Raw genomic sequence first — 20,137 nt, forward strand, 5'->3', positions numbered from 1 at the left:
CGCGTCAGGGGTTCACCCGCAGACCAAGCAGCCACGTGTTGGAGTGGAAGCTCGACGTGGCGATCGAACTGTCGACCTGCTGGTAGACGTAGGTGCCGCGCATGGTCAGCCACCGGTTGAAGCGGTAGTCGATCCGCGCCGTACCGGAGAATCCACGGTCGGAGATGTTCACCCGGTCGTAGTCGCTGGCCACGAAGGTGAGCCCGCCGATGAGCGAGAGGTTGCGCAGGAGATCGTGCTGGACTTCCAGTGTGACGGCCTGGGTACGCACGCCGCTGGAGCCCGCGACGGACGTCTCGACGATCCCCGCCGTCGCGTTGAGTCGAACCGCCGTGAGGGGACTGACCGTCCACAGCAGGGATGCGTTGAGGACCGGAGCGGTGAGGTCGCGCAGGTTCGGGTCGTTGTAGGTGCGGTGCTGCAACCCGGCCGAGACCTCGCCCGCGAGGAAGCGCGTCAGTGCGATGCTGCTGCCCGCCGAGAGGGTCAGCCCATCGGAATCGCGCCGCGTGCCGGTGGAATCGACCCGCAGGTCGTAGACGCGGGTGTCGGCGAGAACGTCGACGAACGGCGTGAGACTGGGCGAGATCTCGTAGCCGGCCCGGAGCTGCACGCCGTACTGGTTCAGGTTGCGGTCGCTCTGGGTGATGATCGTGCCATCGGTCAGTCGGGCATCCTCGAACTGCGAACGATCGAGGAGGCCGCGCAGCGAGACCTGGACGCGATTGAACACCTCCGTCACGCCGACCGTGGTTCCGTAGCTCATCACGAGGGGGCGCGTCGCCGCGCCGATGTTGAGGTCGGGCGTGCCGGTGCGTTGCGTCTCGATGAGAAAGCGGCCTTCGACGTCGATGCGGGTGTCGCGGTTGGCGTCGATCCGCAATCGGGTCACGCCGAGGCCGTTGGGCCGGCTCGCCGCGTCGTTGTCCGGAAACTCGAGGTACGAGCCGCGCAACTCGCCGGTCAACTGGCTCGACGACCAGTCGCTGCGGAAAGCGAGGTCCGCTTCCGTTCGCAGCGCCACCGACGGCCTGACGGCCTGACGCGTGGTTTGATCGGGGTTGGTGTCGTAGCCGAAGCTCTGCTCGAAGCCCGGCAGGAACGTGAAGGTGCCGAGCTTGATCCCGAGTGGGGCATAGGCCGGGTCGACGGCCAACGGCTGGCGCAGGCTGCCGCCGAAAAGGAAGCCCGGGGTCTGGATTCCGGCGAGCGGCAGAAGCGTGGGAAGGGAGGTCGGCAGGGGGACGCCGACCACGGGCGTCCGGATGACCGGGGTGAGCCGGAGATCGGTGGGCGATGTCTGAGTGATCTGGCGCGTGATCCGGGTCGTGGCCGATCCAAAACGGCGGGCCGGCGCCGCTCGACGACGGAGCACGGCGCCGAGGTCACGGTTGTTCGGTCCGCTCGACGCACCGGACACCCGCGTACCGCCGGCCGCGCGGTTCGGGATCCGCAGTCCGGCTCCGGACTCTCCCCCCGCTGCATCGCCGCTTCCCGCTACACCCGCACCGCTATCGGAAGCCGGCGGGATGCGTGGCGAGGCAGCGTCGGTTGCCGTTGCGTCGGCGAGGGGGTCGGTCTGGGCCGTGGTGCCGAAGCTCGGAGCCGTGTTGCCGCGCGAGACCTGCGCCGCGACGGTGCCGGTGCCGGCGAGGACGGCCACCGCCGTCAGGGCGAGGCCGGGCAGGCTCCGCTTTCGCCACTCACCCGTCGGCCGCACACGCATCACGGACCATCGTCCTTCGAGGCGAAGCCGGACGTCCCCACATCCGGGAGCGCCCCGGCCTCGGGGGGATCGTCCCGTTGGAAACGGGTGGATCATGGTTAAAACTGCTACAACCGACAGGGTTAATGCGGCGTCAACGGCGTTTCCCGACGGGGCGCCGTCCTCGGCGCCCGGGCCGCCGTGCGACCACATTCGCGCGCCATAGGCGCGGCATGGAGGACCGCCGGACGGCCTCGGGTTCAAGGAGACGGGGTGGAATGCCGCCAGCGAACACGGCCCTGGACGGGGCGTCGGCGATTGATGGTGCGATCGACGGTGTGACGCCGGCCATGGCTTCCGCCCTGCGCACCATCGGAACCGAGCGCGATGGGCTCGCGTGCCTGATGGAGGCCATCGGCAACGGTCTCGGCGATCCGTTCACGGCGGCAGTGGCTCGCCTCAGCCGTGCCAAGGGCCGGGCGATCCTTACGGGAATGGGCAAGTCCGGTCATATCGGACGCAAGATCGCCGCGACCTTCGCATCCACCGGAACGCCGGCCCTCTACGTTCATCCGGCGGAGGCGAGCCATGGGGACCTCGGGATGATCCAGCCCGAGGACGTCGTGGTGGCGCTGTCGTGGTCGGGCGAGACCACGGAACTCGCCGACATCATCGGCTACGCCCGTCGCTACCGTGTCGGCCTCATCGCCATCACGGCCAATCCGGGCTCAACCCTCGGACGGGAGGCCGATGTCTGCCTGACCCTGCCGAAAGCCCGCGAGGCCTGCCCCAATGGGCTCGCCCCCACCACGTCGACGGCCATGCAGTTGGCACTGGGCGACGCGCTGGCCGTCGCGTTGCTCGAAGCCCGCGGCTTCTCGGCCCGTGAATTCGGCATCTACCATCCGGGCGGCCGCCTTGGCGCATCCCTGCGTCAGGTCCGGGAGGTGATGCACACGGGAGAGCGCCTGCCCGTGGTTCCGCGCGGCACGCCCATGCGCGCGGCCATCCGCGAAATCGACGCCAAGGGCTTCGGCTCGGTCCTCGTGGTCGATCACGAAGGGCGACTCGCCGGCATCGTCACCGACGGCGACCTGCGCCGCAATGTCTTCCGCAGCGACCTCGACAGCCTCGCCGTCGAAGCCCTGATGAGCGGGACGCCGCGCACGGTGGTGCCGGAAACCCTTCTGGCGAAGGCCCTCGAGATCCAGGAATCGATGAAGATCACCACCCTGGTGGTGATCGAGGACGGTCGCCCCGTGGGCCTCGTCCACTACCACGACCTTCTGCGCGCCGGCGTCGCCTGACGGCGAGAGCATCGGCCCGCAGGGTGGAAACGGGCTATGCGGGGAACCGGTACAACGACGGGTTCGGGCGTCGTCGCGGAGACGGTAAGCAGGACGATGCCCTAGCGGCGTCTGAGCCAGCGCGCGACCCGTTCGGCGAGCGGGCCCTGTGCGATCCGGCGGCGGGCGGCGTCCTGGTCCGCATCGATGGCGTCGAGATCGTCGAAATGGGCGGCACGGTGCACGAGATCCTCGGCGACCGCGTCTGGGTCAGGCACCCACCATCCGAAATGGAACCCCTCGTCCGGACCGGATTCGGTGCCGACGGGATGGTAATACCGCCCCCGCGTGTGGTTCAGGGCGTCGAGCAGGGGAAAGTTCGCATTGAGGTGCGGGGCCCAGTTGAGGCCGAGGATGCGCCGGCCTGGCGCGGCGAAGGCCGCCGTATGGAAGGCCGAGCCCGTCGTGCCCATCACCACCCGACGCTCCGAGAACAGCCGCACGAGGTCGGGCAGTTCGAGCTTCTCCGGATAGACGATATCGACACCGCGCCGGGCGAGCGCCGCTTCCAGAGCCGCCTCGTTGCGCAGGCGCGAGATACCGGCGACCAACCTGGCCTTCGACAGGTAGGCGGGACGCGCCGTACCATCCACCACGGCATTTTGCCAGAACGGGCGGCCGATGGCCTGGACGAGGCCGGCATGGACCGCGTGTGCGAAGGCCTGTTCCTTCAGGCTCGGTGCCGGCAGGACGAGGTGCGGGATGCGGGTCGGCCGATCGAAACGGATCAAAGCGTCCGGGGTCAGGCCGAAGGCTGCCAGGATCGGGGCCAGGAAGGGCAGGGCGGCCGGATCGCCGGTGGCGTGGCAGAGCAAGCGGGGCGGCGGGCCGCGCCAGTCGAGGAGAGGCCAGAGCCGGCCGAGCGTGCCGACGAGGAAGTGCCCGTAATGCGCGGCGAGGGCGCCGAGATAGAGGTGCGGAACCGCGTCGGCGCAAGCCTCAGCCTTCGCTTGCGAACCGCCGGCGCCCTCGAGGAGGGCGCCATCCGGACCGGTCAGGTTCCAGGGCGCTGTCCCGATGTCCGGACGGTAGATCGCATCGGTCACGACGCGTAGGGCCGGCGGGGCGGCGATGCGGTCGGTCCGCCCCCAAACCACACGGCAGCGCTCCAGCGTATCCGTCACCCCATGCCTCGTCGCCGTCAGGACATTCTCTCGGTCCATGCGGGAGAGCGCGCCGGGAGTCGGCCGTTCACCTTCCGGCTGCCGGCAGGCGGTCGTATAGTCCCGCCATGCCCCTCGCGCCATCCCGCCCCCTCGCACCGGTCCGCCGCCTCGACCCGATCCTCGTTGATCGCATCGCGGCGGGCGAGGTGGTGGAGCGTCCGGCCTCCGCCGTGAAGGAACTCGTGGAGAACGCCATCGATGCGGGCGCCAGGAGCATCGAAGTCACCATCGAGGGCGGGGGTCGGCGCCTTATCCGGGTGGTCGACGACGGCGCCGGCATGGATGCCCAGGATCTCGCCCTGGCGGTGGAGCGCCACGCCACCTCGAAGCTGCCCGACGGCGACCTCACCCGGATCGACACCCTCGGCTTTCGCGGCGAAGCGCTGCCCTCCATCGGCGCGGTGGCGCGGCTGACCCTCACGAGCCGCACGGCGGAGGGCGAGACTGGGCACAGCCTGACGGTGGATGCGGGCGTGCGCGGTGAGGTGCGACCGGCGCCGAGTCCGCGCGGGACCCGTATCGAAGTCGCGGACCTCTTCTCGGCGACGCCGGCCCGCCTCAAGTTTCTCAAATCCGACCGGGCCGAGACGGCGGCCATCAGCGAAGGCCTGCGGCGCCTCGCCGTGGCCGAGCCCGGCATTCGCCTTGTTCTCCGCGCGGAGGGTGGCAGCCCCATCGTCTTCCCAGCCGAGAGCGAAGGCGGGCAGGCCGCCGTGCTGCGACGCCTGACGGCGGTGCTCGGTCCGGAGTTCGGCGCTAACGCGATCCCCCTCGACATGGCGCGGGAGGGTTTCGCGCTCTCCGGCCATGTCGGTCTGCCGGGCTTCCACCGGGGCAACGCGAACCAGATCCATTTCACCGTGAACGGCCGGCCCGTGCGCGACCGCCTGCTGCTCGGTGCCGTGCGGGGCGCCTACGCCGACACCATGAGTTCCGATCGCCATCCCGTGCTCGCCCTGTCGATCACGTGCGACCCGGCCTTCGTCGATGTGAACGTCCATCCGGCCAAGACCGAGGTGCGGTTTCGCGATGCGGCCCTCGTGCGCGGTCTCATCGTCAGCGCGATCCACGAGGCGCTGCGCCGTGCCGGCGCCCGTACGGCGACGACGACGGCGGCGCGCACCCTCGACGCCCTCCGATCGGAGCCACTGCCGACGGGTTCCGAGGCAGCCCACGGCGAGCCGAACGAAGGGCGCTCGCTGCAGGCGCATACGGGGTGGGGTGCGCGGCCGTCCGCATCGCCGCCCCTGCCGCGTGGCCTGCCGTCGTTCGGTGCCCCGGGGCGCTTCCCGGCGGCACGGGACGGGACGCCGTTCCGGGCCGGTTTCGACGAGACGCCGCAGGCTGCGTTCACCCACGATTTCGCCCCGCCGAGCGCCGATCTGCGCGGCGAGGGCGCGGCACATCTCGAAGAGGCGGAGGCCGCCGCCGACCATCCGCTCGGCGCAGCGCGGGCTCAGCTTCACGAAACCTACATCGTCGCCCAAACCCGCGACGGCCTCGTGCTGGTCGATCAGCACGCCGCGCATGAGCGCCTCGTCTACGAGCGGCTGAAGCGCGAGCGCGCGGGTGGCGGTATCGCCCGCCAAGGCCTGCTGATTCCCGATGTGGTCGAGATGGCGCCCGACGATGCCGCCCGCCTCCTCGACGCCGCGCCGGACCTCGAGCGCCTCGGGCTCACCCTCGAAGCCTTCGGCACCGGAGCCGTGCTCGTCCGCGAAGTGCCGGCGGCCCTCGCCGGCGCTTCGACCCGAACCCTCGTCATCGATATCCTCGACGCCCTGGCGGGCAGCGGACTGGAGGACGGCGGCCTCGACGGACGCCACGAGGGCGGTGGTCCCCTCAGCCGACGCCTCGATGCCATCCTGTCCCGAATGAGTTGCCACGGCTCGATCCGCGCGGGCCGGCGCCTGCGTCCGGAGGAGATGAACGCGCTCCTGCGGGAGATGGAGGCGACGCCCCTGTCGGGCACGTGCAACCACGGTCGCCCGACTTACGTTGCTCTGAAGCTCGCCGACATAGAGCGGTTGTTCGGCCGGCGTTGAGCTTACCGCTTGGGGATGCCGACCCTCGAACAAGCCGAGGCCCGCGAAAAAGCGTCAGCCGGTGAAGCGGACGAAAGCCACGGCGGTGTCGCCGTAGACCCGGCGTTCCAGCTCGCGAAAATCCGGCGGCAGCGTGATGGTGACGCTCGCGGTCTCCTCGACCACCACCAGGGCGTTGGGGACGAGCCACCCCCCGGAGGCCGCCGAGGCCAAGGCCGCGGGAGCGAGATCACGCCCGTACGGCGGATCGCAGAAGACGAGCCCGAAAGTGCCGCTGGTGCCGACGGGCCCGAGGCGGGTCGCGTCCCGGCGAAACAGCCGGGTCCGCCCCTCAGCGCCGAACGCTTCGATATTCTCTCGGATCAAGCCGCGTGCCTCCGCCCCCTCGTCGACGAGGAGCGCATAGGCGGCCCCCCGTGACAGGGCTTCGAAACTGAGCGCCCCCGTCCCGGCGAAGAGATCGAGAACTCGCGCGCCCACGACCGCGTCGTCGTAGGCGTGCGTCAGCACGTTGAAGACCGCTTCCCGTAGGCGGTCCGATGTCGGACGGATGGCCTCGGTTTTCGGGGTGGCGAGGCGGCGACCGCGCTGGTCACCGCCGACGATCCTCACCGGCTACCGCCGCGCGGCGGGCGACCCGCGCCGCCGCCGGGCTTGCCGGCCGAGCCACCGCGACCGCCAAAGCCACCAGGTTTGGCTCCGCCGACGCGACCCGCGCCGCCGGCCTTGAACCCACCCGGCTTACCACCGCTGCCGCCGGGCTTGCCACCACCGGGCTTGCCGAAACCGCCAGGCTTGCCGAAACCGCCGGGTTTTCCACCGGCCTTGAATCCACCCGGCTTGTCCCCGGGACGGAAGCCGCCGCGATCGGCCCCGGAGCGCTCAGCACCGATGTCGCGATCCCCGCCGCCGGAGCGTTCGCCGCCCTTGAAGCCACCCGCCTTGAAGCCACCCGCCTTGAAGCCGTCAGGCTTGCCCCCACCCGCGCGGAACCCGCCGGGACGGTCGTCGCCACCCCGGAATCCGCTGGGCTTGTCGCCTTGGAAGCCGGATGGCTTGTCGCCCCGCGGCGCGCCTCGGTTGAACGCCGGGCGCTCGCCTCTCTCGGCGAATCCTCCGCCATCGCGTGGCTTGAAGGTGCGCGGACGCTCGTCGCTACCCCGGGGAGGACCACGCCGCTCGGCATTGTCCGGTCGGGCGAAGGGACGGGGCGCACCCTGGCCGCGGGGAGCGTCGTCCCGGCGCTGGGGCCGGGCATCGGCGTCGAAGCGGCGCTGTGGGCGCTCGGCGGCTTCGTTCTGGCGCGCGGCACGGGCATCGGCCTGACGAACCGTACGCACCGGACGTTCACCGGCCGCAGCATCGTCGCGACGGGCACCGCGATCGCGGCGATGCGGCTCGGGCGCCGGCTCCTGCGGACTGGCCTTCAGGCGTTCGACCAGCACGCGGCGATCACCCGTGCCGATGGAGCCGACCCGCTCGCGGCCCCGCGCGGCAGCAACCTCCCGCTCGGCCTTCGGATCGGCGCCCCGGCGGGGAATCTTCACCCGGCGCGGGCCATCGTCCTGCGGAGCCTCCTCCTCGGCGCGCCAGACGGAGCGGCGCGGGCCTGCGCTGTTGCCGCCGGTGGGCACACGCGCGGGTGCGGTCGGCTTGTACATGGGGCGGTCGCCCCCCCGCGATGCGCCACGATCGGCGCCGCGCTGAGGCCGAGCCTCGCCGTCGTCGAAGTCGCGGCGTTCACGCTGCTGGGCGGCCGAAGCGCTACGCGCGGGCTGCTTCGCTTGCTGTTTTGGCGACCCGAACGGCGCGATGGGCTCGCGAACCGGGCTTTCGAAATCGACACCCGCCTGCTCGGACAGGCCGGGGCCAAGCTGTTCCTTGAGGACCTTGGTGCGAATTTCCTCCGTCAAGCCGGCTTCGAGGTCACCGAGCTGAAACGGCCCGAAGGAGAGGCGAATCAGCCGGTTCACGGCGAGCCCGAGGTGCTCGAGGATCCGTTTGACTTCGCGATTCTTGCCCTCGCGAAGGCCCAGCGTCAGCCACAAATTGTCCCCGGATGCCCGGTCGAGCACCGCGTCGATGGGGCCGTAATCCATCCCGTCGATGGTCACCCCCTTCCGCAGCTTGTCGAGTTCGGCCTGGGTCGTGTCGCCGTGGGCCCGGACGCGGTAGCGGCGCAGCCAACCCGTATCAGGGTGAGCGATGACCTTCGCGAGACCACCGTCGTTGGTGAGGAGCAGCAGGCCCTCGGTGTTGATGTCGAGACGGCCGATGGCCACGACCCGAGGCAGATCCTCCGGCAGCGCCTCGAACACCGTCTGGCGCCCCTCCGGATCGCGTGCCGTCGTCACCAGACCGCGCGGCTTATGGTAGATCCACAGGCGGGTGCGTTCGCGCTCGGGCAGCGGATCGCCGTCAACGGTGATCTCGTCGGCGGCGGTCACGTTGATGGCCGGCGAGGTCAGGATCTTGCCGTTCAGAGTCACCCGGCCCTGCTCGATCATCAACTCGACGTCCCGGCGCGACGCGATGCCGGCCCTGGCGATGGCCTTGGCGATGCGCTCACCCTCATGGGTCGATGCCGTACCTTCCGGCTCGTCGGCTTCTCCCGCAGCCGGCTTACCGGCGGGCTTTGCCGCGGCAGGCGCCGTGGGCTTGCGCCGGAGGGGCGCGTCGCCGCCGCGCGAAGGCATCGCGGCCTTGCGCACCTTCGGCTGTTCCTCGGCCGAGGGGCCCGGTACGCCGGCATCGGTTGCGGGTGACCAGGGGGCTGCTTCGGCCTGCGTCGATACGGAAGGTGTGGCGGGCGTGTCGTCGGACCCGCCCGTCTTGTCGTCGATGTTGTCGCTCATCGTGCCCCCATAACAGAGCAGGGGCGCCGTTGCGAGATATCCCGATCGACAGCCGCTTCCCGACCGTGCAGGCGCACGAACGCGAAAAGGCGGCCCAAAGGCCGCCCTTCCGGATTTCTGCGTCACCAATCTCTGCTGGGACGCTCACGCCAAAACAAGGTTCAGATCTTGCTCTTCACCGTGTCGGCGGCATTCTTGATGCCGTCCTTGGCATCGCCCACAGTCTTCTGGGTCTCACCCTTCAGTTCCTGGGCTTTTCCCTCGGCCTTGAGCTTGTCATTATCGGTCGCGTTGCCGATACCTTGCTTGATATTGCCGATGGCCTCGTTGGCGACGCCCTTGATCTTGTCGGTGGTGCTGCTCATCGTGAGACCCTCTTTCGAAACGGGCGGCTCGGCCGCGTTGCACATCAAACGGTACCAGCTCGACTGTTGTTCCCATCTCTCGCTCGGCAGAACCACACCGGGCGCGATAAAAGCCAACATTTGTTCGGGTCGCGGCGACCCGACTGTAAGGGATGGATGTCCGTGCGCTTTCCTTTCGACACCGATGATCCTTTGGGACACGCCTTCGACGCTGCCCGTCATGCGGCGCTGGAAGGGGAGGTGCCAGTGGGCGCGGTGGTGGTCCTGGACGGTCGGGTGGTCGCCAAGGCGCACAATCGTCCTCGTACCCTCAAGGACCCGACGGCACATGCGGAGATTCTTGCGATCCGCGCCGCCTGCACGGCGCTCGGCACGGAACGTCTGACGGATTGCGATCTCTACGTGACCCTCGAGCCCTGCCCGATGTGTGCGGGCGCGATATCGTTCGCCCGGATTCGCCGCCTGTACTTTGGGGCTTACGACCCGAAAGGCGGCGGTGTCGAGCATGGCCCGAGGGTCTTCAACCAGCCGACCTGCCACCACGCACCGGAGGTGTACGGCGGGTTTCGCGAGGCCGAAGCCGCCGCACTCCTGCGGGGGTTCTTCCAGGCGCGCCGCGACGGAGAAGGGTAGCCTCAGCTTCCGCCGCCGCCACCGCCGCCGGTGTTGCCGATCGGCTTCGTGTTCTGCTCGGCGTTGCCGCTGGCGCCGGAATTGTTCGAGCGGGTCTCCGCGCCGGTGGCACCCGGGGCCACCGAGCCGATCGAGCCCGGGCCGCCATTGTCGATTCCACCCGGTTTCACCACCGGCGTATCGGATGTCCCGGGCGTCGTGATCCGGGGCGGTCCCGGCTGACGGATCTCGGCGGGGCCGGTGCCCTGTGCGAGAGCCGAAGTTGCGAAGACGAGGGCGGTGGACGTCAGGAGAAAGCTGCGCATCGATGTGGTCCCGCTCAGAGTTCCGAAGATCCGTACTCCACCAACACCGTGTGAGAGCTCCGGTTGCAGCTCCCCCGGCATCACGAAACCTCACGCCGCGGCAAGCGGCTTCGACACGTCTTCCAGCGACTTGCCTTCGGCGGCCGTGCCCCAGATGCCCCCGACGATGGCTGCGATCGCCATGAGCGTTGCACCGATGGCGTAGCCGATGAGGACGTTGTCCCGCGACCCCGTCTCGACGAGGGCGCCGAACAGGAGCGGCCCCGAAACGCCACCGATCCCGGTGCCGAGCGCGTAGAACACCGCGATCGCCAGCGCCCGGATCTCCAGGGGGAAGGTCTCCGCCACGGTGAGATAGGCCGCGCTTGCGGCGGCGGAGGCGAAGAAGAACACCACCATCCAGGCCGCCGTCTGGCCGACGGGGCCGAACACCTCGATCTTGAACAGGTAGCCGGTGATGGTCAGCAGCACCGCCGAGATGCCGTAGGTGAAGGCGATCATCTGGCGACGCCCCCAGGTGTCGAACAGGCGTCCCAGCAGCAGCGGACCGAGGAAGGAGCCCAGCGCGAAGGGGAGCAGGTACCAACCGACATGATCGCCCGGAACGCCGTAAAAGCGCTGGAGCACGAGGGCGTAGGTGAAGAACAGAGCGTTGTAGAAGAACGCCTGCGCCACCATCAGGGCGAGGCCGACGAGGGTCTGCTTGCGGTGGCCGCCCAGCATGGTGCCGAACACTTCACCCAAGGGGGTGTGGCTGCGGGTCCTCAACTTCATGCGCTTGGCCGGATCGACGGGCGGCAGGGTCAGACCCTCGTCGATGAAGCGCTTCTCGATACCGGTGACGACCCGGTCGGCCTCGGCCACGTAGCCGTGGGTGGCGAGCCAGCGCGGGCTTTCGGGAATCCAGGTCCGCAGGAGCAGGATCACGAGGCCGATGCCGCCGCCGACGAAGAAGGCGATGCGCCAGCCCCAGGCCGGGTCGATCATGCCCGGGCGCAGGACGGCGATGGACAGGAAGGAGCCGAGAGCGGCGCCGATCCAGAACGACCCATTGATGACGAGGTCGGTCCAGCCGCGCACGCGGGCCGGGACGAGTTCCTGGATCGTCGAGTTGATGGCCGTGTACTCGCCACCGATGCCCGCCCCGGTGAGGAAGCGGAAGATGCAGAAACTCCAGATGTTCCAGGAGAGGCCCGTGGCGGCGGTGGCCGCGAGGTAGAGGGCCAGGGTGATGAAGAAGAGTTTCTTGCGCCCGATGCGGTCCGTGAGCCAGCCGAACCCGAGGGCGCCGACGACGGCACCCACGAGGTAGGAACTCGCCGCCAAGCCGATGTCGAACTCCGTAAAACTCATGGGCGCGGCGCGGAGTGCGCCGACGAGGGAGCCGGCCAGGGTCACTTCGAGCCCGTCCAGAACCCACGTGATCCCCAGCGCCACGATGACGAGGACGTGGAATCGTCCCCAGGGCAGGCGGTCGAGGCGGGCGGCGATGTCGGTGTCGATGACGGTGCCCATGGGCACCCGCTCCGGCGTAGGGCCGGACGCGGTCTCTGCCTTGGTCGCCATCGATACCTCGTTAAGCGTATTGGGACTGAAGTGTGGGCAATCCGCCGGACTCGGCAACGGTTCCGCCAAGCTTTCATCGTTCGTCGGGTGGAATAGCATCCTCGTTCCGGATGTACCCTTCCCATGCTGTCCCGCGCCGGCTTCGCGGCCCTCCTGATCATCGTATGTTCTCGATCCGTCGCTGCGGAGGATCCTGCACGATCCGGCTTCGCGTGGTGGCACATGCGGCCGACCGATGTGATCACGACCGGGTCGACGGGCGCGGCGAGGCCCGAGCGGCGCAACGCCAAGCCTGCCATCGCCAAGCCTGGCGTCGCCGAACCGTCGGGGGAGCGACGCTCCGTCCGGGTGGTCTATCCGGGGCTCACCGCGGGGCGGTGAGGGCGTCGCGGCGCGGGTCGAGGGCTTCGCCTAGGGCATCCCCCAGCACGTTCAGGGCCAGCAGCGTCGTCACAAGGAAGGCGGCGGGGGCGGCGAGCATCCACGGGGCGGATTCGATGGCCCGCGCGCCCTCCGCGATGAGGGCGCCCCAGCTCGTCTGCGGTTCCTGCACCCCGAGGCCGAGGAACGACAGGAAGCTCTCCAAGAGAATGACCTTTGGAACCAACACCGTAGCGGCGACGGTGACGGGCCCGAGGGTGTTCGGCACGATGTGACGGACGAGGATCCGCGCCGAGGACAGGCCCAGGGCCTCGGCGGCGCGGACGAAGTCTCGTTGGCGGAGCGACAGGGTCTGGGCCCGGACCATCCGGGCCATGTCGAGCCATTCGACGGCGCCGATGGCGACCAGGATGAGCCCGAGACCGGCGCGGAAGAACACCAGCAGCATGATCACGAAGAACACGAACGGCAGGGCGTAGAGCACGTCGACGAGGCGCATCATCACGGCATCAACGCGCCCGCCGGCGTAGCCCGCCACCGCCCCGTAGGTGAGCCCGATGAGGAGGGCGACGCCGGTGGCGACGAGGCCGATGACGAGGGAGACGCGGCCGGCGACGAGGGTGCGGGTGAGGAGATCGCGCCCCAGGACGTCGGTGCCGAGGAGAAAGCGCTGTTCCAGCACCGGGACGGAGACCACGAGGCGGCGCCCGTCCTCCGCCCGATCGAGGATCGTCGCAGGCCCGAACAGGTCGGAGCGGGGCAGGTAGGTCAGCACGCGCGGGTCGATCGAGCGCGGCGCATCCACGGTCACGTGCGCCGTTCCATCCCGGATTGTAACGGCGCGCACCGTCACGCGCATGCGGAACGCGAGCCGTTCCAGGGCCGGGCGCACCGTTCCGGGCCGGGGATGCGCCGCGAGGCCCGGCGGCGTCCCGACGAGGTCGGGATAGATTCGCCCCGGGTCGTGGCCCGTGAGTTCGGGACCCACGAGACAGGCCAGCGCCACGGCCGCGAGGAACCCGAGCGCGACGGTGGCCGAGCGGTGGCGGAACAGGCGCCGGACGAAGCCCCTCATCGAGCGATCCGCAGGCGCGGGTCGAGGAGGGCGCAGAGGATATCGGCGACGAGGTTGAGGCCGATGACGAACACGCCGACCAGCACCACGGTGCCCATCACCAACGTATAGTCGCGGTTGAGCGCGCCATCCACGAAGGTGCGGCCGAGGCCGGGCAGGCCGAACAGGGTCTCGACCACCACGGACCCGGTGAGGAGCGCGGCGGCGGTGGAGCCGAGGATCGCCACGATGGGCAGGAGGGCGCCCCGCAGGGCATGACGGGCGATGCGCCGGCGCGGCAGGCCCATGGCGCGCTGGGTGCGGATGTGCGGCAGGGCGAGGGTCTCGCGCAGCGACGCCCGGGTGAGGCGGGCCAGGAGGCCGGCCTGGGGCAGGGCCAGGGTCAGCACCGGCAGGACGAGGTGGGCGGGGGCACCGCCCTCCCAGCTTCCGACGGGGAGCCAGCCGAGGCCGAGGCCGAACACGATCTGCAGGAGGGGGGCGACGACGAAGGTCGGCACCGCGACCCCGAGGCCGGCGCCGAGGCCGACGACGCGATCGAGGAGGCGGCCCGGACGGAAGGCCGCCCCGGCGCCGAGGCCGATGCCGAGCGCGAGGGCCAGCCCCAGGGCGAGGCCGCCGACGGTCATGGAGACGGGCAGGCCGTGGCCTAAGAGTTCGGCGACACCGCGGTCGCGAAACGAGAAGGACGGCCCGAGATCGCCGCGCGCCAGGGCGCCGAGGTAGCGCAGGTACTGCACGGCGAGGGGCTGATCGAGACCGTAGGTCTCCTGTAGCGCCGCCATGGCGGCCGGCGCCAGGGGGCGTTCGAGGTCGAACGGCCCGCCGGGGGCGAGGCGGATGAGGAAGAAGCTCACGGTCACCACGGCGAGCAGGGTCGGCACCGCCTGGAGCAGGCGGCGCAGGACGAAGCCGATCACGCCTCGAGCCTCAGGAAGCGGGTCGGCGCGGCGTTGCGGAGGTTCGGATGGTAGCCCGAGAGGCGCGGGCTGATCAGGGCCTTCGAACGGGTGTGCATCACGGGGATCCAGGGCAGATCCGTCACCACGATGGTCTCGGCCCGGAACAGCAGGTCGGCCCGGCGGGCGAGGTCGGTCTCCCCGGCGGCGTCCCGCATCAGGCCGTCGTAGGCGGCGTCGGTGTAATGGCCGGGGTTGAGGGTATCGTTGCCGCTCTGCAGCAGGAAGAGGAAGTTCTGCGGGTCAGAATAATCCGCGATCCACGAGACCCGCGCCACGTCGAAGGGCCGGCCCTCGCGCAGATAGGCGAAGTGGGTCTTGGCGTCCGTGTAGGTGAAGCGCGTGGCGACGCCGATGCCGCGCCACATCTCCGCCAGGGCCACCGCGGTGTTGCGGTTGTTGTCGCTCGCGTTGAAGCGATACTCGAGGGCGAGGGGGCGGCCCGGTCCGAAGCCGGCGGCCGCGAGGAGGGCCCGGGCCTCGTCCTCGCGGTCGATGGGCAGGGCGTCGCGGCCGGCGAGTTCCGGCGGCGCCCGGTAATGGTCGAGGCCGGGCGGACACAGGGAATAGGCCGGGTCCATGGTCTCGCCCCACAGGCGCTGGGCCAGGAACTCGCGGTCGATGACGAGGGACAGGGCGCGGCGCACCCGGACGTCGTCGAAGGGCGCCCGGCGGGTGTCGAGGGCGAGGGCGTAGAGCCCGAGCGACGGTCCGAGCACCACCTGCCCGCCGAACCGCGCCCGGAGGGAGGCCATCTGATCGGCGGGGAGGTCGGCCAGGGAATCGATCTCGCCGCCGGCGTAGCGCCGCACGGCGCTGGCGAGGTCCGGCGTCGGCAGGAACGCCACGCTGGGGATCGCGACATCGGCCGCCGCGTGGAAATGCGGGTTGCGGACGAGGATGACCCGGTCGTTCGGTGCCGCCTCGCGCAACGCGTAGGCCCCGTTGGAGACGAGGTTCGCCGGCCGGGTGAACGCCGCGCCGAAGCGCGTCACCGTGGCCGGATGGACCGGCAGGGCGGTGGAATGAGTGAGGAGTTCGAGGACGTACGGCGTCGGCCGCTCGAGGGTAAGGACGAGGGTCCGGGCCGACGGCGCATCGACCCCGATCGACTCGGGCGCTGCCGCACCGCGATTGACGGCCGCCGCGCCCCGGATCGGAAACAGCACCTCGGCGTATTTCGCCGCAAGGGCCGGATCGAGGATGCGGCGCAGGCTGAACACGAAATCGTTCGCCACCACCGGATCGCCGTTCGACCAGCGCGCGCGCTCCCGCAGGGTGAAGGTGTAGGTGAGGCCATCGCCCGACACGGTCCAGGCCTCGGCGCATCCGGGGACGATGCGGCCGTGGTTGTCGTAGGTGAGCAGGCCCTCGTAGAGGTCGCGCAGGATGTGTGCCTCGGCCACCGTCGAGGATTTGTGCGGATCAAGGGTGCCGGGATCGGCGTCGTTCCCGCGCCGGTAGAGACCGGCCGGCGCGGCCTCGGCCGGGCGCACGAGGGCGGCGGCGGCGAGGCCCGCGAGGCACTGGCGGCGGTGCGGGGCGGGTCTCATGCCGCCTTCGCCGAACCGATGGCGTGGAGCGGGCCAGGCCTCCAATCCTTCCAGGCAATGCCGGTACAGACGGAGGATCGCGCCTGCATCAGCCCTCGGCCCGTCGCGCGGAGCGCTTGGGCGCATCCCCCTCTCCCCGCAGGCGGGGCGGGGATGCGCAACGGGCGCTTCGCGTCTTCGACACTGCACCTCTGACGAAGATAGACCGCCACCCGCATCGACGATCGCCCTCCCTGACAGGAAAGAAGCCCGGCGCTCGCCGCGACAGGTTAGGAATGCGAATTCCAGGCCGCTCGATGAGGATCGTACGGCGAGGCACAGGGCGTATCGTCGTACGATCTCAAGCGCCGGTCTGCGCCGAAAACCCCGCCGCCTCGATGCCGGCGACGGCGCAGAGTTCGTCGTTGTCCGAGGTGTCGCCCGAGATGCCGACGGCGCCCAGCAGCGTGTCGCCGTGGCGGATGAGGACGCCGCCCGGCACCGGCACCAAGGCAGCGGGGCCGACGAGGTGGCTCATTGCGGCGATGAAGGTCGGGTCGGCCTCGGCCCGCTTGGCGATGGCGCGGGACCCCAGCCCGAGCGCGAGGGCGCCGTTGGCCTTGCCCATGGCGATCTCGGCCCGGCGCAGGGACGTGCCGTCTTCGGCGGCCAGGGCCTTCAGGGCGCCGCGGGCGTCGAACACCGCCACCACGAGGGGCTTCAGCCCATGGGCGCGGCCGGCCTCGAGGGCCTTGGCGACGAGGGTCTGGGCGGCGGCAAGACTGAGTTCGGACATGGGGCGCTCGCGGGACGATCAGGGTTTGGGGAGGAGCCGGGTGACGTGGCCCATCTTGCGGCCGGGCCGGGCCTCGCCCTTGCCGTAGAGGTGCAGGTGCGCGCTCGACTGGGCCAGGAGCGCGGTCCAGTCCGAGACCTCGTCGCCGATGAGGTTGTGCATCTCGACGGCCATGCCGCCGACGCGGGCGGGGTCTCCGAGAGGCCAGCCGCAGACGGCCCGGACATGCTGGGCGAATTGCGAGGTGGTCGCGCCCTCGATGGTCCAGTGGCCGGAATTGTGGACCCGCGGGGCGATCTCGTTGACCACCACCCGGGCGGGGCCGTCGGCCTGGGGCACCAGGAACATCTCGACGGCGAGGATGCCGACATAGTCCAGCGCCTCGGCGATGCGGCGGGCCATGGCGATGGCGGCGGCCTCGGTCTGGGGCGCGATGCCGGGGGCTGGCACGCGGGTGACCGCGAGGATGTGGTCGCGGTGCTCGTTGGCGCAGGGCTCGTAGGCGGCGAACGCCCCGTCGGGGCCGCGTGCGGCCACCACGGACACCTCGGTCTCGAAGGGCACGAAGCCTTCGAGGATGCAGGGCGCGCCGTCGAATTCGCCCAGGATCGCGGCGGCGTCGATCGCGCCCTCGGCGCGGATCATGCGCTGCCCCTTGCCGTCGTAGCCGAAGCGCCGGGTCTTCAGGATCGCCGGGCGGCCGATCTCTTCGAGCGCCCGCACGAGGTCCTCGGCGGTGTCGACGGCCCGATACGGGGCGGTCTCGATGCCGAGGCCGTTGATGAAGCTCTTTTCCGTCAGCCGGTCCTGCGTCGTGGCGAGGGCGCCGGCATTGGGGTGCAGGGGGGCCTTGGCGGCCAGCGCCTCGGCGGCGGCGGCCGGGATGTTCTCGAACTCGTAGGTCACGACGTCGACGCTGGCGGCGAACCGCGCGAGGGCTTCCACGTCGTCGTAGGCCGCCACGGTCTGGTGCGCGCAGACGTCGAAGGCCGGGCTGTCGGCATCGGGGGCGAAAACGTGGACCTTGAGGCCGTAATTCGCGGCGGCGAGCGCGATCATGCGGCCGAGCTGGCCGCCCCCGACGATGCCGAGGGTGGAGCCGGGCTGGACTTCGGGCGAGCCGGGCTGGACTTCGGGCAAGCCGGGCTGGACTTCGGGCAAGGTGTTCACGACAAACGGCACGCTCAAGGGAGATCGCTTTGCGGATGGTCGGCGACGCTCGCGGTCTGCGCGGCGCGCCAGGCTTCGAGGCGTGCGGCGAGGTCCGGGTCGGTCAGGGCCAGGATGGCGGCGGCGAGGAGCGCCGCGTTGACGGCGCCGGCACGGCCGATGGCGAGGGTGCCCACGGGGATGCCGGCGGGCATCTGGACGATGGACAGCAGGCTGTCCTGGCCCGACAGGGCCTTCGATTCCACCGGAACGCCGAGCACGGGGAGGGGGGTCATGGCGGCGGTCATGCCGGGGAGGTGGGCGGCGCCGCCGGCCCCGGCGATCACCACCTGGAAGCCTTCGGCCTTGGCGCCCTTGGCGAAGGCGACGAGGCGGTCCGGGGTGCGGTGGGCCGAGACGATGCGATCGCTGTGGGCGACCCCGAGGGCATCGAGGGTTTCGGCTGCATGCCGCATGGTCGCCCAGTCGGACTGGCTGCCCATAATGATCGCGACCGGAGCGGCTCCCGCCATCGTCGTCCCATCCCTATTGATTCAAGGGGGCGGGGGCCTGCGGCACCCCAATCCAGCCGCATACGCGGGCGGTGGCCGGGCCGCAAGGCGGGGCCCGGGACGAGGCGGGTGGCGGCGGGGGGCCGTCCCCTGCGGATTGCGGGTCGGCCCGACGGTGGGAGGCCGGATGATCGATTCGGTTCACGGTTGGTTACGAGCCTATCGGCGGGCGGGCTGTCCTCGAACCGAATTTGCCGTTCGGAACGGGAATGCCGCGTCCAGGGTCAGATCATCCGCCCTGATGCCGGACGTCCGTAATCTGCGCCAGCCGCCGTCCGATCTCCAGCAGGAGCATGTCGCTCATCTGGTGCAGCACGGAGGGCGGAAGTTCATGGATCGCCGCGCGAACGACGAGGCCATGCTCGGCCGCGCGTTCCAGGGATCCTCTGAGATTGGAGGGTCTCAGATCGGAGGTTCTCAGATCGGATGCGGAGAGGCCCGAGACCGTATCCGGCTTCGTCTGGGTGATGTCGACGAGGATACCGCTGCCCCGGGTCGGGCGTCCTGCACGATCATGGGCGAAGCGGCCGCGATCGAGGACCCGGCGTGTCACCCCATCGGCGGAGCGAACGCGATACTCCAAGGTACATACGAGGCCGTCCTCGGCGCTGCGAGCGATGGTCTGGGCCGCGCGTTCGCGATCATGGGGATGAATGCCGGCCAGGAAGGCCTTCAGGGGAGCACCGCTCTTGGCCGCGATGGGGTCGAGGTTGAACACCCGGGCCACGAGCGCGTCCGCGTACGCCCGGTCGTTCGGAACGTCGTACTCCCAACGGCCGATCACATCGGAGGCATCGAGGGCATCCTGCAATAAAATCTGCATCGCTGCGTCTTCGTATGATGTGCGTTGTTCCACTGCGCCCCGCAGCTCTCTCAGATAGTTGTCGTTAAGCAACATGGCCGATGCTAGAGATACCAAACAGAGTTCCGAATAACAAATGTAAATTTTCGCACATTAATCCATGATAAGATATCGCAATAAAATCATATGCGCCGCTGCACATCCAGGATGGATGCTCGTTCAACCGGGAGACCTACGATGGGCCGTAGATTGAATGCCCTCGAAGAACTCCAGGCCAATCTCGCGGATCCCGACGCCGAGCGACGACAGGGCCCTCTCCAGATCCGGCAGCACTACCTCGCGCGGATCGCGGACACGCTCGGGATCACCACGGCGCAGCTGGGTGAGACCCCCGCCCTCCCAGGGGCAGGCCAACCCGCGATGGACGGCGCGCGGCCAAACGCGGCCGTGAGGACCGAACAGGCCGTCCTGATCGAGCAATGCGCGGCCTTGGTCGACGCCTTTCGCCGGATCCAGGACCCGCAGGACCGCTCGCGCTGCCTCCAGATCGTCTGCGAGGCCGCCGGGGTGGAGTCGTCTCGATCGACCTCATAGAAGGATCGAGCGGTCGGAGGGACGTGGCCGTCACCGCCGTTCGGCTCCGTTGGCTCGCGGCCCGATGACGGCCTAACAGGGTGTTGAAGAAGTCAGCCAACGGCGGGCAATGAAGGAGATTTCGTCGCCGCGGTGGACGCGGATTTCGCCGCGAAGCGAGCCGTCGGCCTGGACCTCGGCCGATCCCGAGCCGCAGCCTGGCCTGCCCCCTGAAAAGTGGTCCTCCCTGATGTATGGCCTTGGGTCATTTGGAGGATGTTTTTATGGGACGGAAGAATCATACGGCTGGAG

19 protein-coding genes are annotated in these 20,137 nt (G+C 70.0%); 5 read left to right on the forward strand and 14 right to left on the reverse strand.

Annotated features, from left to right (window positions below):
- Positions 1 to 4 precede the first annotated feature (4 nt).
- Positions 5 to 1,726 (reverse strand): outer membrane beta-barrel protein, encoded by a 1,722-nt coding sequence (locus ASF25_RS06080; protein WP_056303894.1) that lies wholly within the window; start codon positions 1,724 to 1,726, stop codon positions 5 to 7.
- A gap of 329 nt (positions 1,727 to 2,055) precedes the next feature.
- Between ASF25_RS06080 and ASF25_RS06085 the strand changes: the two genes are divergently transcribed.
- Positions 2,056 to 3,012: a KpsF/GutQ family sugar-phosphate isomerase gene (locus ASF25_RS06085; RefSeq protein WP_244472918.1), complete on the forward strand. Its 957-nt coding sequence runs from the start codon at positions 2,056 to 2,058 to the stop codon at positions 3,010 to 3,012.
- A gap of 101 nt (positions 3,013 to 3,113) precedes the next feature.
- Here the strand turns inward: ASF25_RS06085 and ASF25_RS06090 are convergent, their stop codons facing one another.
- On the reverse strand, positions 3,114 to 4,175 hold the full coding sequence (locus ASF25_RS06090) for a glycosyltransferase family 61 protein (RefSeq protein WP_210168822.1): 1,062 nt from the start codon (positions 4,173 to 4,175) through the stop codon (positions 3,114 to 3,116).
- A 107-nt stretch (positions 4,176 to 4,282) separates the two neighbouring features.
- Here ASF25_RS06090 and mutL point away from each other — a divergent pair, with 107 nt between their 5' ends.
- On the forward strand, positions 4,283 to 6,262 hold the full coding sequence (mutL, locus tag ASF25_RS06095; RefSeq protein WP_056303897.1) for a DNA mismatch repair endonuclease MutL: 1,980 nt from the start codon (positions 4,283 to 4,285) through the stop codon (positions 6,260 to 6,262).
- 54 nt (positions 6,263 to 6,316) lie between these two features.
- Here mutL and rsmD read toward each other — a convergent pair whose 3' ends face one another.
- The 3 genes from rsmD to ASF25_RS06110 all read right to left on the reverse strand — a co-directional run bounded on the left by rsmD (position 6,317) and on the right by ASF25_RS06110 (position 9,482).
- Positions 6,317 to 6,874: a 16S rRNA (guanine(966)-N(2))-methyltransferase RsmD gene (gene rsmD, locus ASF25_RS06100; protein WP_056261080.1), complete on the reverse strand. Its 558-nt coding sequence runs from the start codon at positions 6,872 to 6,874 to the stop codon at positions 6,317 to 6,319.
- On the reverse strand, positions 6,871 to 9,117 hold the full coding sequence (locus ASF25_RS06105; RefSeq protein WP_056303899.1) for a pseudouridine synthase: 2,247 nt from the start codon (positions 9,115 to 9,117) through the stop codon (positions 6,871 to 6,873). Before ASF25_RS06105 ends, rsmD begins: the two co-directional genes overlap by 4 nt.
- Positions 9,118 to 9,278: 161 nt before the next feature.
- Positions 9,279 to 9,482, reverse strand: a complete 204-nt coding sequence (locus ASF25_RS06110; protein ID WP_056167761.1) for a CsbD family protein — start codon at positions 9,480 to 9,482, stop codon at positions 9,279 to 9,281.
- A 156-nt stretch (positions 9,483 to 9,638) separates the two neighbouring features.
- Between ASF25_RS06110 and ASF25_RS06115 the strand changes: the two genes are divergently transcribed.
- Positions 9,639 to 10,115, forward strand: coding sequence for a nucleoside deaminase (locus ASF25_RS06115; protein ID WP_056303901.1), 477 nt, complete (start codon positions 9,639 to 9,641; stop codon positions 10,113 to 10,115).
- Positions 10,116 to 10,117: 2 nt separating this feature from the next.
- Here ASF25_RS06115 and ASF25_RS06120 read toward each other — a convergent pair whose 3' ends face one another.
- The gene (locus ASF25_RS06120) at positions 10,118 to 10,420 is read right to left on the reverse strand and encodes a hypothetical protein (RefSeq protein ID WP_056261073.1); all 303 of its coding nucleotides are present in this window, start codon (positions 10,418 to 10,420) and stop codon (positions 10,118 to 10,120) included.
- A gap of 90 nt (positions 10,421 to 10,510) precedes the next feature.
- Positions 10,511 to 11,986, reverse strand: a complete 1,476-nt coding sequence (locus tag ASF25_RS06125) for an MFS transporter (protein WP_056167557.1) — start codon at positions 11,984 to 11,986, stop codon at positions 10,511 to 10,513.
- A gap of 123 nt (positions 11,987 to 12,109) precedes the next feature.
- On the opposite strand from ASF25_RS06125, the gene ASF25_RS06130 reads away from it, so the two are divergent.
- Positions 12,110 to 12,367 carry a hypothetical protein gene (locus ASF25_RS06130; protein WP_056303903.1) on the forward strand — a complete coding sequence of 86 codons (258 nt, stop codon included), beginning with the start codon at positions 12,110 to 12,112 and terminating at the stop codon, positions 12,365 to 12,367.
- Here ASF25_RS06130 and ASF25_RS06135 read toward each other — a convergent pair.
- The 7 genes from ASF25_RS06135 to ASF25_RS06165 form a co-directional block, all read right to left on the reverse strand.
- Positions 12,351 to 13,442 (reverse strand): ABC transporter permease, encoded by a 1,092-nt coding sequence (locus tag ASF25_RS06135; RefSeq protein ID WP_056303904.1) that lies wholly within the window; start codon positions 13,440 to 13,442, stop codon positions 12,351 to 12,353. The two genes, ASF25_RS06130 and ASF25_RS06135, sit on opposite strands and share 17 nt — an antisense overlap.
- Complete coding sequence (locus ASF25_RS06140) at positions 13,439 to 14,362, reverse strand: ABC transporter permease subunit (protein ID WP_056303906.1); 924 nt, start codon at positions 14,360 to 14,362, stop codon at positions 13,439 to 13,441. The genes ASF25_RS06135 and ASF25_RS06140 overlap by 4 nt, the downstream gene beginning before the upstream one ends.
- Complete coding sequence (locus tag ASF25_RS06145) at positions 14,359 to 15,954, reverse strand: peptide ABC transporter substrate-binding protein (RefSeq protein ID WP_056303908.1); 1,596 nt, start codon at positions 15,952 to 15,954, stop codon at positions 14,359 to 14,361. Before ASF25_RS06145 ends, ASF25_RS06140 begins: the two co-directional genes overlap by 4 nt.
- A gap of 340 nt (positions 15,955 to 16,294) precedes the next feature.
- On the reverse strand, positions 16,295 to 16,729 hold the full coding sequence (locus ASF25_RS06150) for a heme-binding protein (protein WP_056167568.1): 435 nt from the start codon (positions 16,727 to 16,729) through the stop codon (positions 16,295 to 16,297).
- Positions 16,730 to 16,747: 18 nt separating this feature from the next.
- Complete coding sequence (locus ASF25_RS06155; RefSeq protein ID WP_056303925.1) at positions 16,748 to 17,869, reverse strand: 5-(carboxyamino)imidazole ribonucleotide synthase; 1,122 nt, start codon at positions 17,867 to 17,869, stop codon at positions 16,748 to 16,750.
- A 44-nt stretch (positions 17,870 to 17,913) separates the two neighbouring features.
- Positions 17,914 to 18,411 (reverse strand): 5-(carboxyamino)imidazole ribonucleotide mutase, encoded by a 498-nt coding sequence (gene purE / locus ASF25_RS06160; protein WP_056167572.1) that lies wholly within the window; start codon positions 18,409 to 18,411, stop codon positions 17,914 to 17,916.
- A 268-nt stretch (positions 18,412 to 18,679) separates the two neighbouring features.
- Complete coding sequence (locus ASF25_RS06165) at positions 18,680 to 19,273, reverse strand: PAS domain-containing protein (RefSeq protein WP_056261058.1); 594 nt, start codon at positions 19,271 to 19,273, stop codon at positions 18,680 to 18,682.
- Between the two features lie 216 nt (positions 19,274 to 19,489).
- Here ASF25_RS06165 and ASF25_RS06170 point away from each other — a divergent pair, with 216 nt between their 5' ends.
- Positions 19,490 to 19,846: a hypothetical protein gene (locus ASF25_RS06170; protein WP_056303913.1), complete on the forward strand. Its 357-nt coding sequence runs from the start codon at positions 19,490 to 19,492 to the stop codon at positions 19,844 to 19,846.
- Positions 19,847 to 20,137: the final 291 nt, after the last annotated feature.

This window comes from Methylobacterium sp. Leaf100 (assembly GCF_001422845.1).
GTDB lineage: Bacteria > Pseudomonadota > Alphaproteobacteria > Rhizobiales > Beijerinckiaceae > Methylobacterium.

Excerpts from the sequence above, each read along its gene's own strand:
- ASF25_RS06080 (WP_056303894.1), bottom strand. The coding sequence starts at position 1,726 with ATGCGTGTGCGGCCGACGGGTGAGTGGCGAAAGCGGAGCCTGCCCGGC.
- ASF25_RS06085 (WP_244472918.1), top strand. The coding sequence starts at position 2,056 with ATGGCTTCCGCCCTGCGCACCATCGGAACCGAGCGCGATGGGCTCGCG.
- mutL (WP_056303897.1), top strand. The coding sequence starts at position 4,283 with ATGCCCCTCGCGCCATCCCGCCCCCTCGCACCGGTCCGCCGCCTCGAC.
- ASF25_RS06105 (WP_056303899.1), bottom strand. The coding sequence starts at position 9,117 with ATGAGCGACAACATCGACGACAAGACGGGCGGGTCCGACGACACGCCC.
- ASF25_RS06110 (WP_056167761.1), bottom strand. The coding sequence starts at position 9,482 with ATGAGCAGCACCACCGACAAGATCAAGGGCGTCGCCAACGAGGCCATC.
- ASF25_RS06115 (WP_056303901.1), top strand. The coding sequence starts at position 9,639 with ATGTCCGTGCGCTTTCCTTTCGACACCGATGATCCTTTGGGACACGCC.
- ASF25_RS06120 (WP_056261073.1), bottom strand. The coding sequence starts at position 10,420 with ATGCGCAGCTTTCTCCTGACGTCCACCGCCCTCGTCTTCGCAACTTCG.
- ASF25_RS06125 (WP_056167557.1), bottom strand. The coding sequence starts at position 11,986 with ATGGCGACCAAGGCAGAGACCGCGTCCGGCCCTACGCCGGAGCGGGTG.
- ASF25_RS06130 (WP_056303903.1), top strand. The coding sequence starts at position 12,110 with ATGCTGTCCCGCGCCGGCTTCGCGGCCCTCCTGATCATCGTATGTTCT.
- ASF25_RS06135 (WP_056303904.1), bottom strand. The coding sequence starts at position 13,442 with ATGAGGGGCTTCGTCCGGCGCCTGTTCCGCCACCGCTCGGCCACCGTC.
- ASF25_RS06145 (WP_056303908.1), bottom strand. The coding sequence starts at position 15,954 with ATGAGACCCGCCCCGCACCGCCGCCAGTGCCTCGCGGGCCTCGCCGCC.
- ASF25_RS06150 (WP_056167568.1), bottom strand. The coding sequence starts at position 16,729 with ATGTCCGAACTCAGTCTTGCCGCCGCCCAGACCCTCGTCGCCAAGGCC.
- purE (WP_056167572.1), bottom strand. The coding sequence starts at position 18,411 with ATGGCGGGAGCCGCTCCGGTCGCGATCATTATGGGCAGCCAGTCCGAC.
- ASF25_RS06165 (WP_056261058.1), bottom strand. The coding sequence starts at position 19,273 with ATGCAGATTTTATTGCAGGATGCCCTCGATGCCTCCGATGTGATCGGC.
- ASF25_RS06170 (WP_056303913.1), top strand. The coding sequence starts at position 19,490 with ATGGGCCGTAGATTGAATGCCCTCGAAGAACTCCAGGCCAATCTCGCG.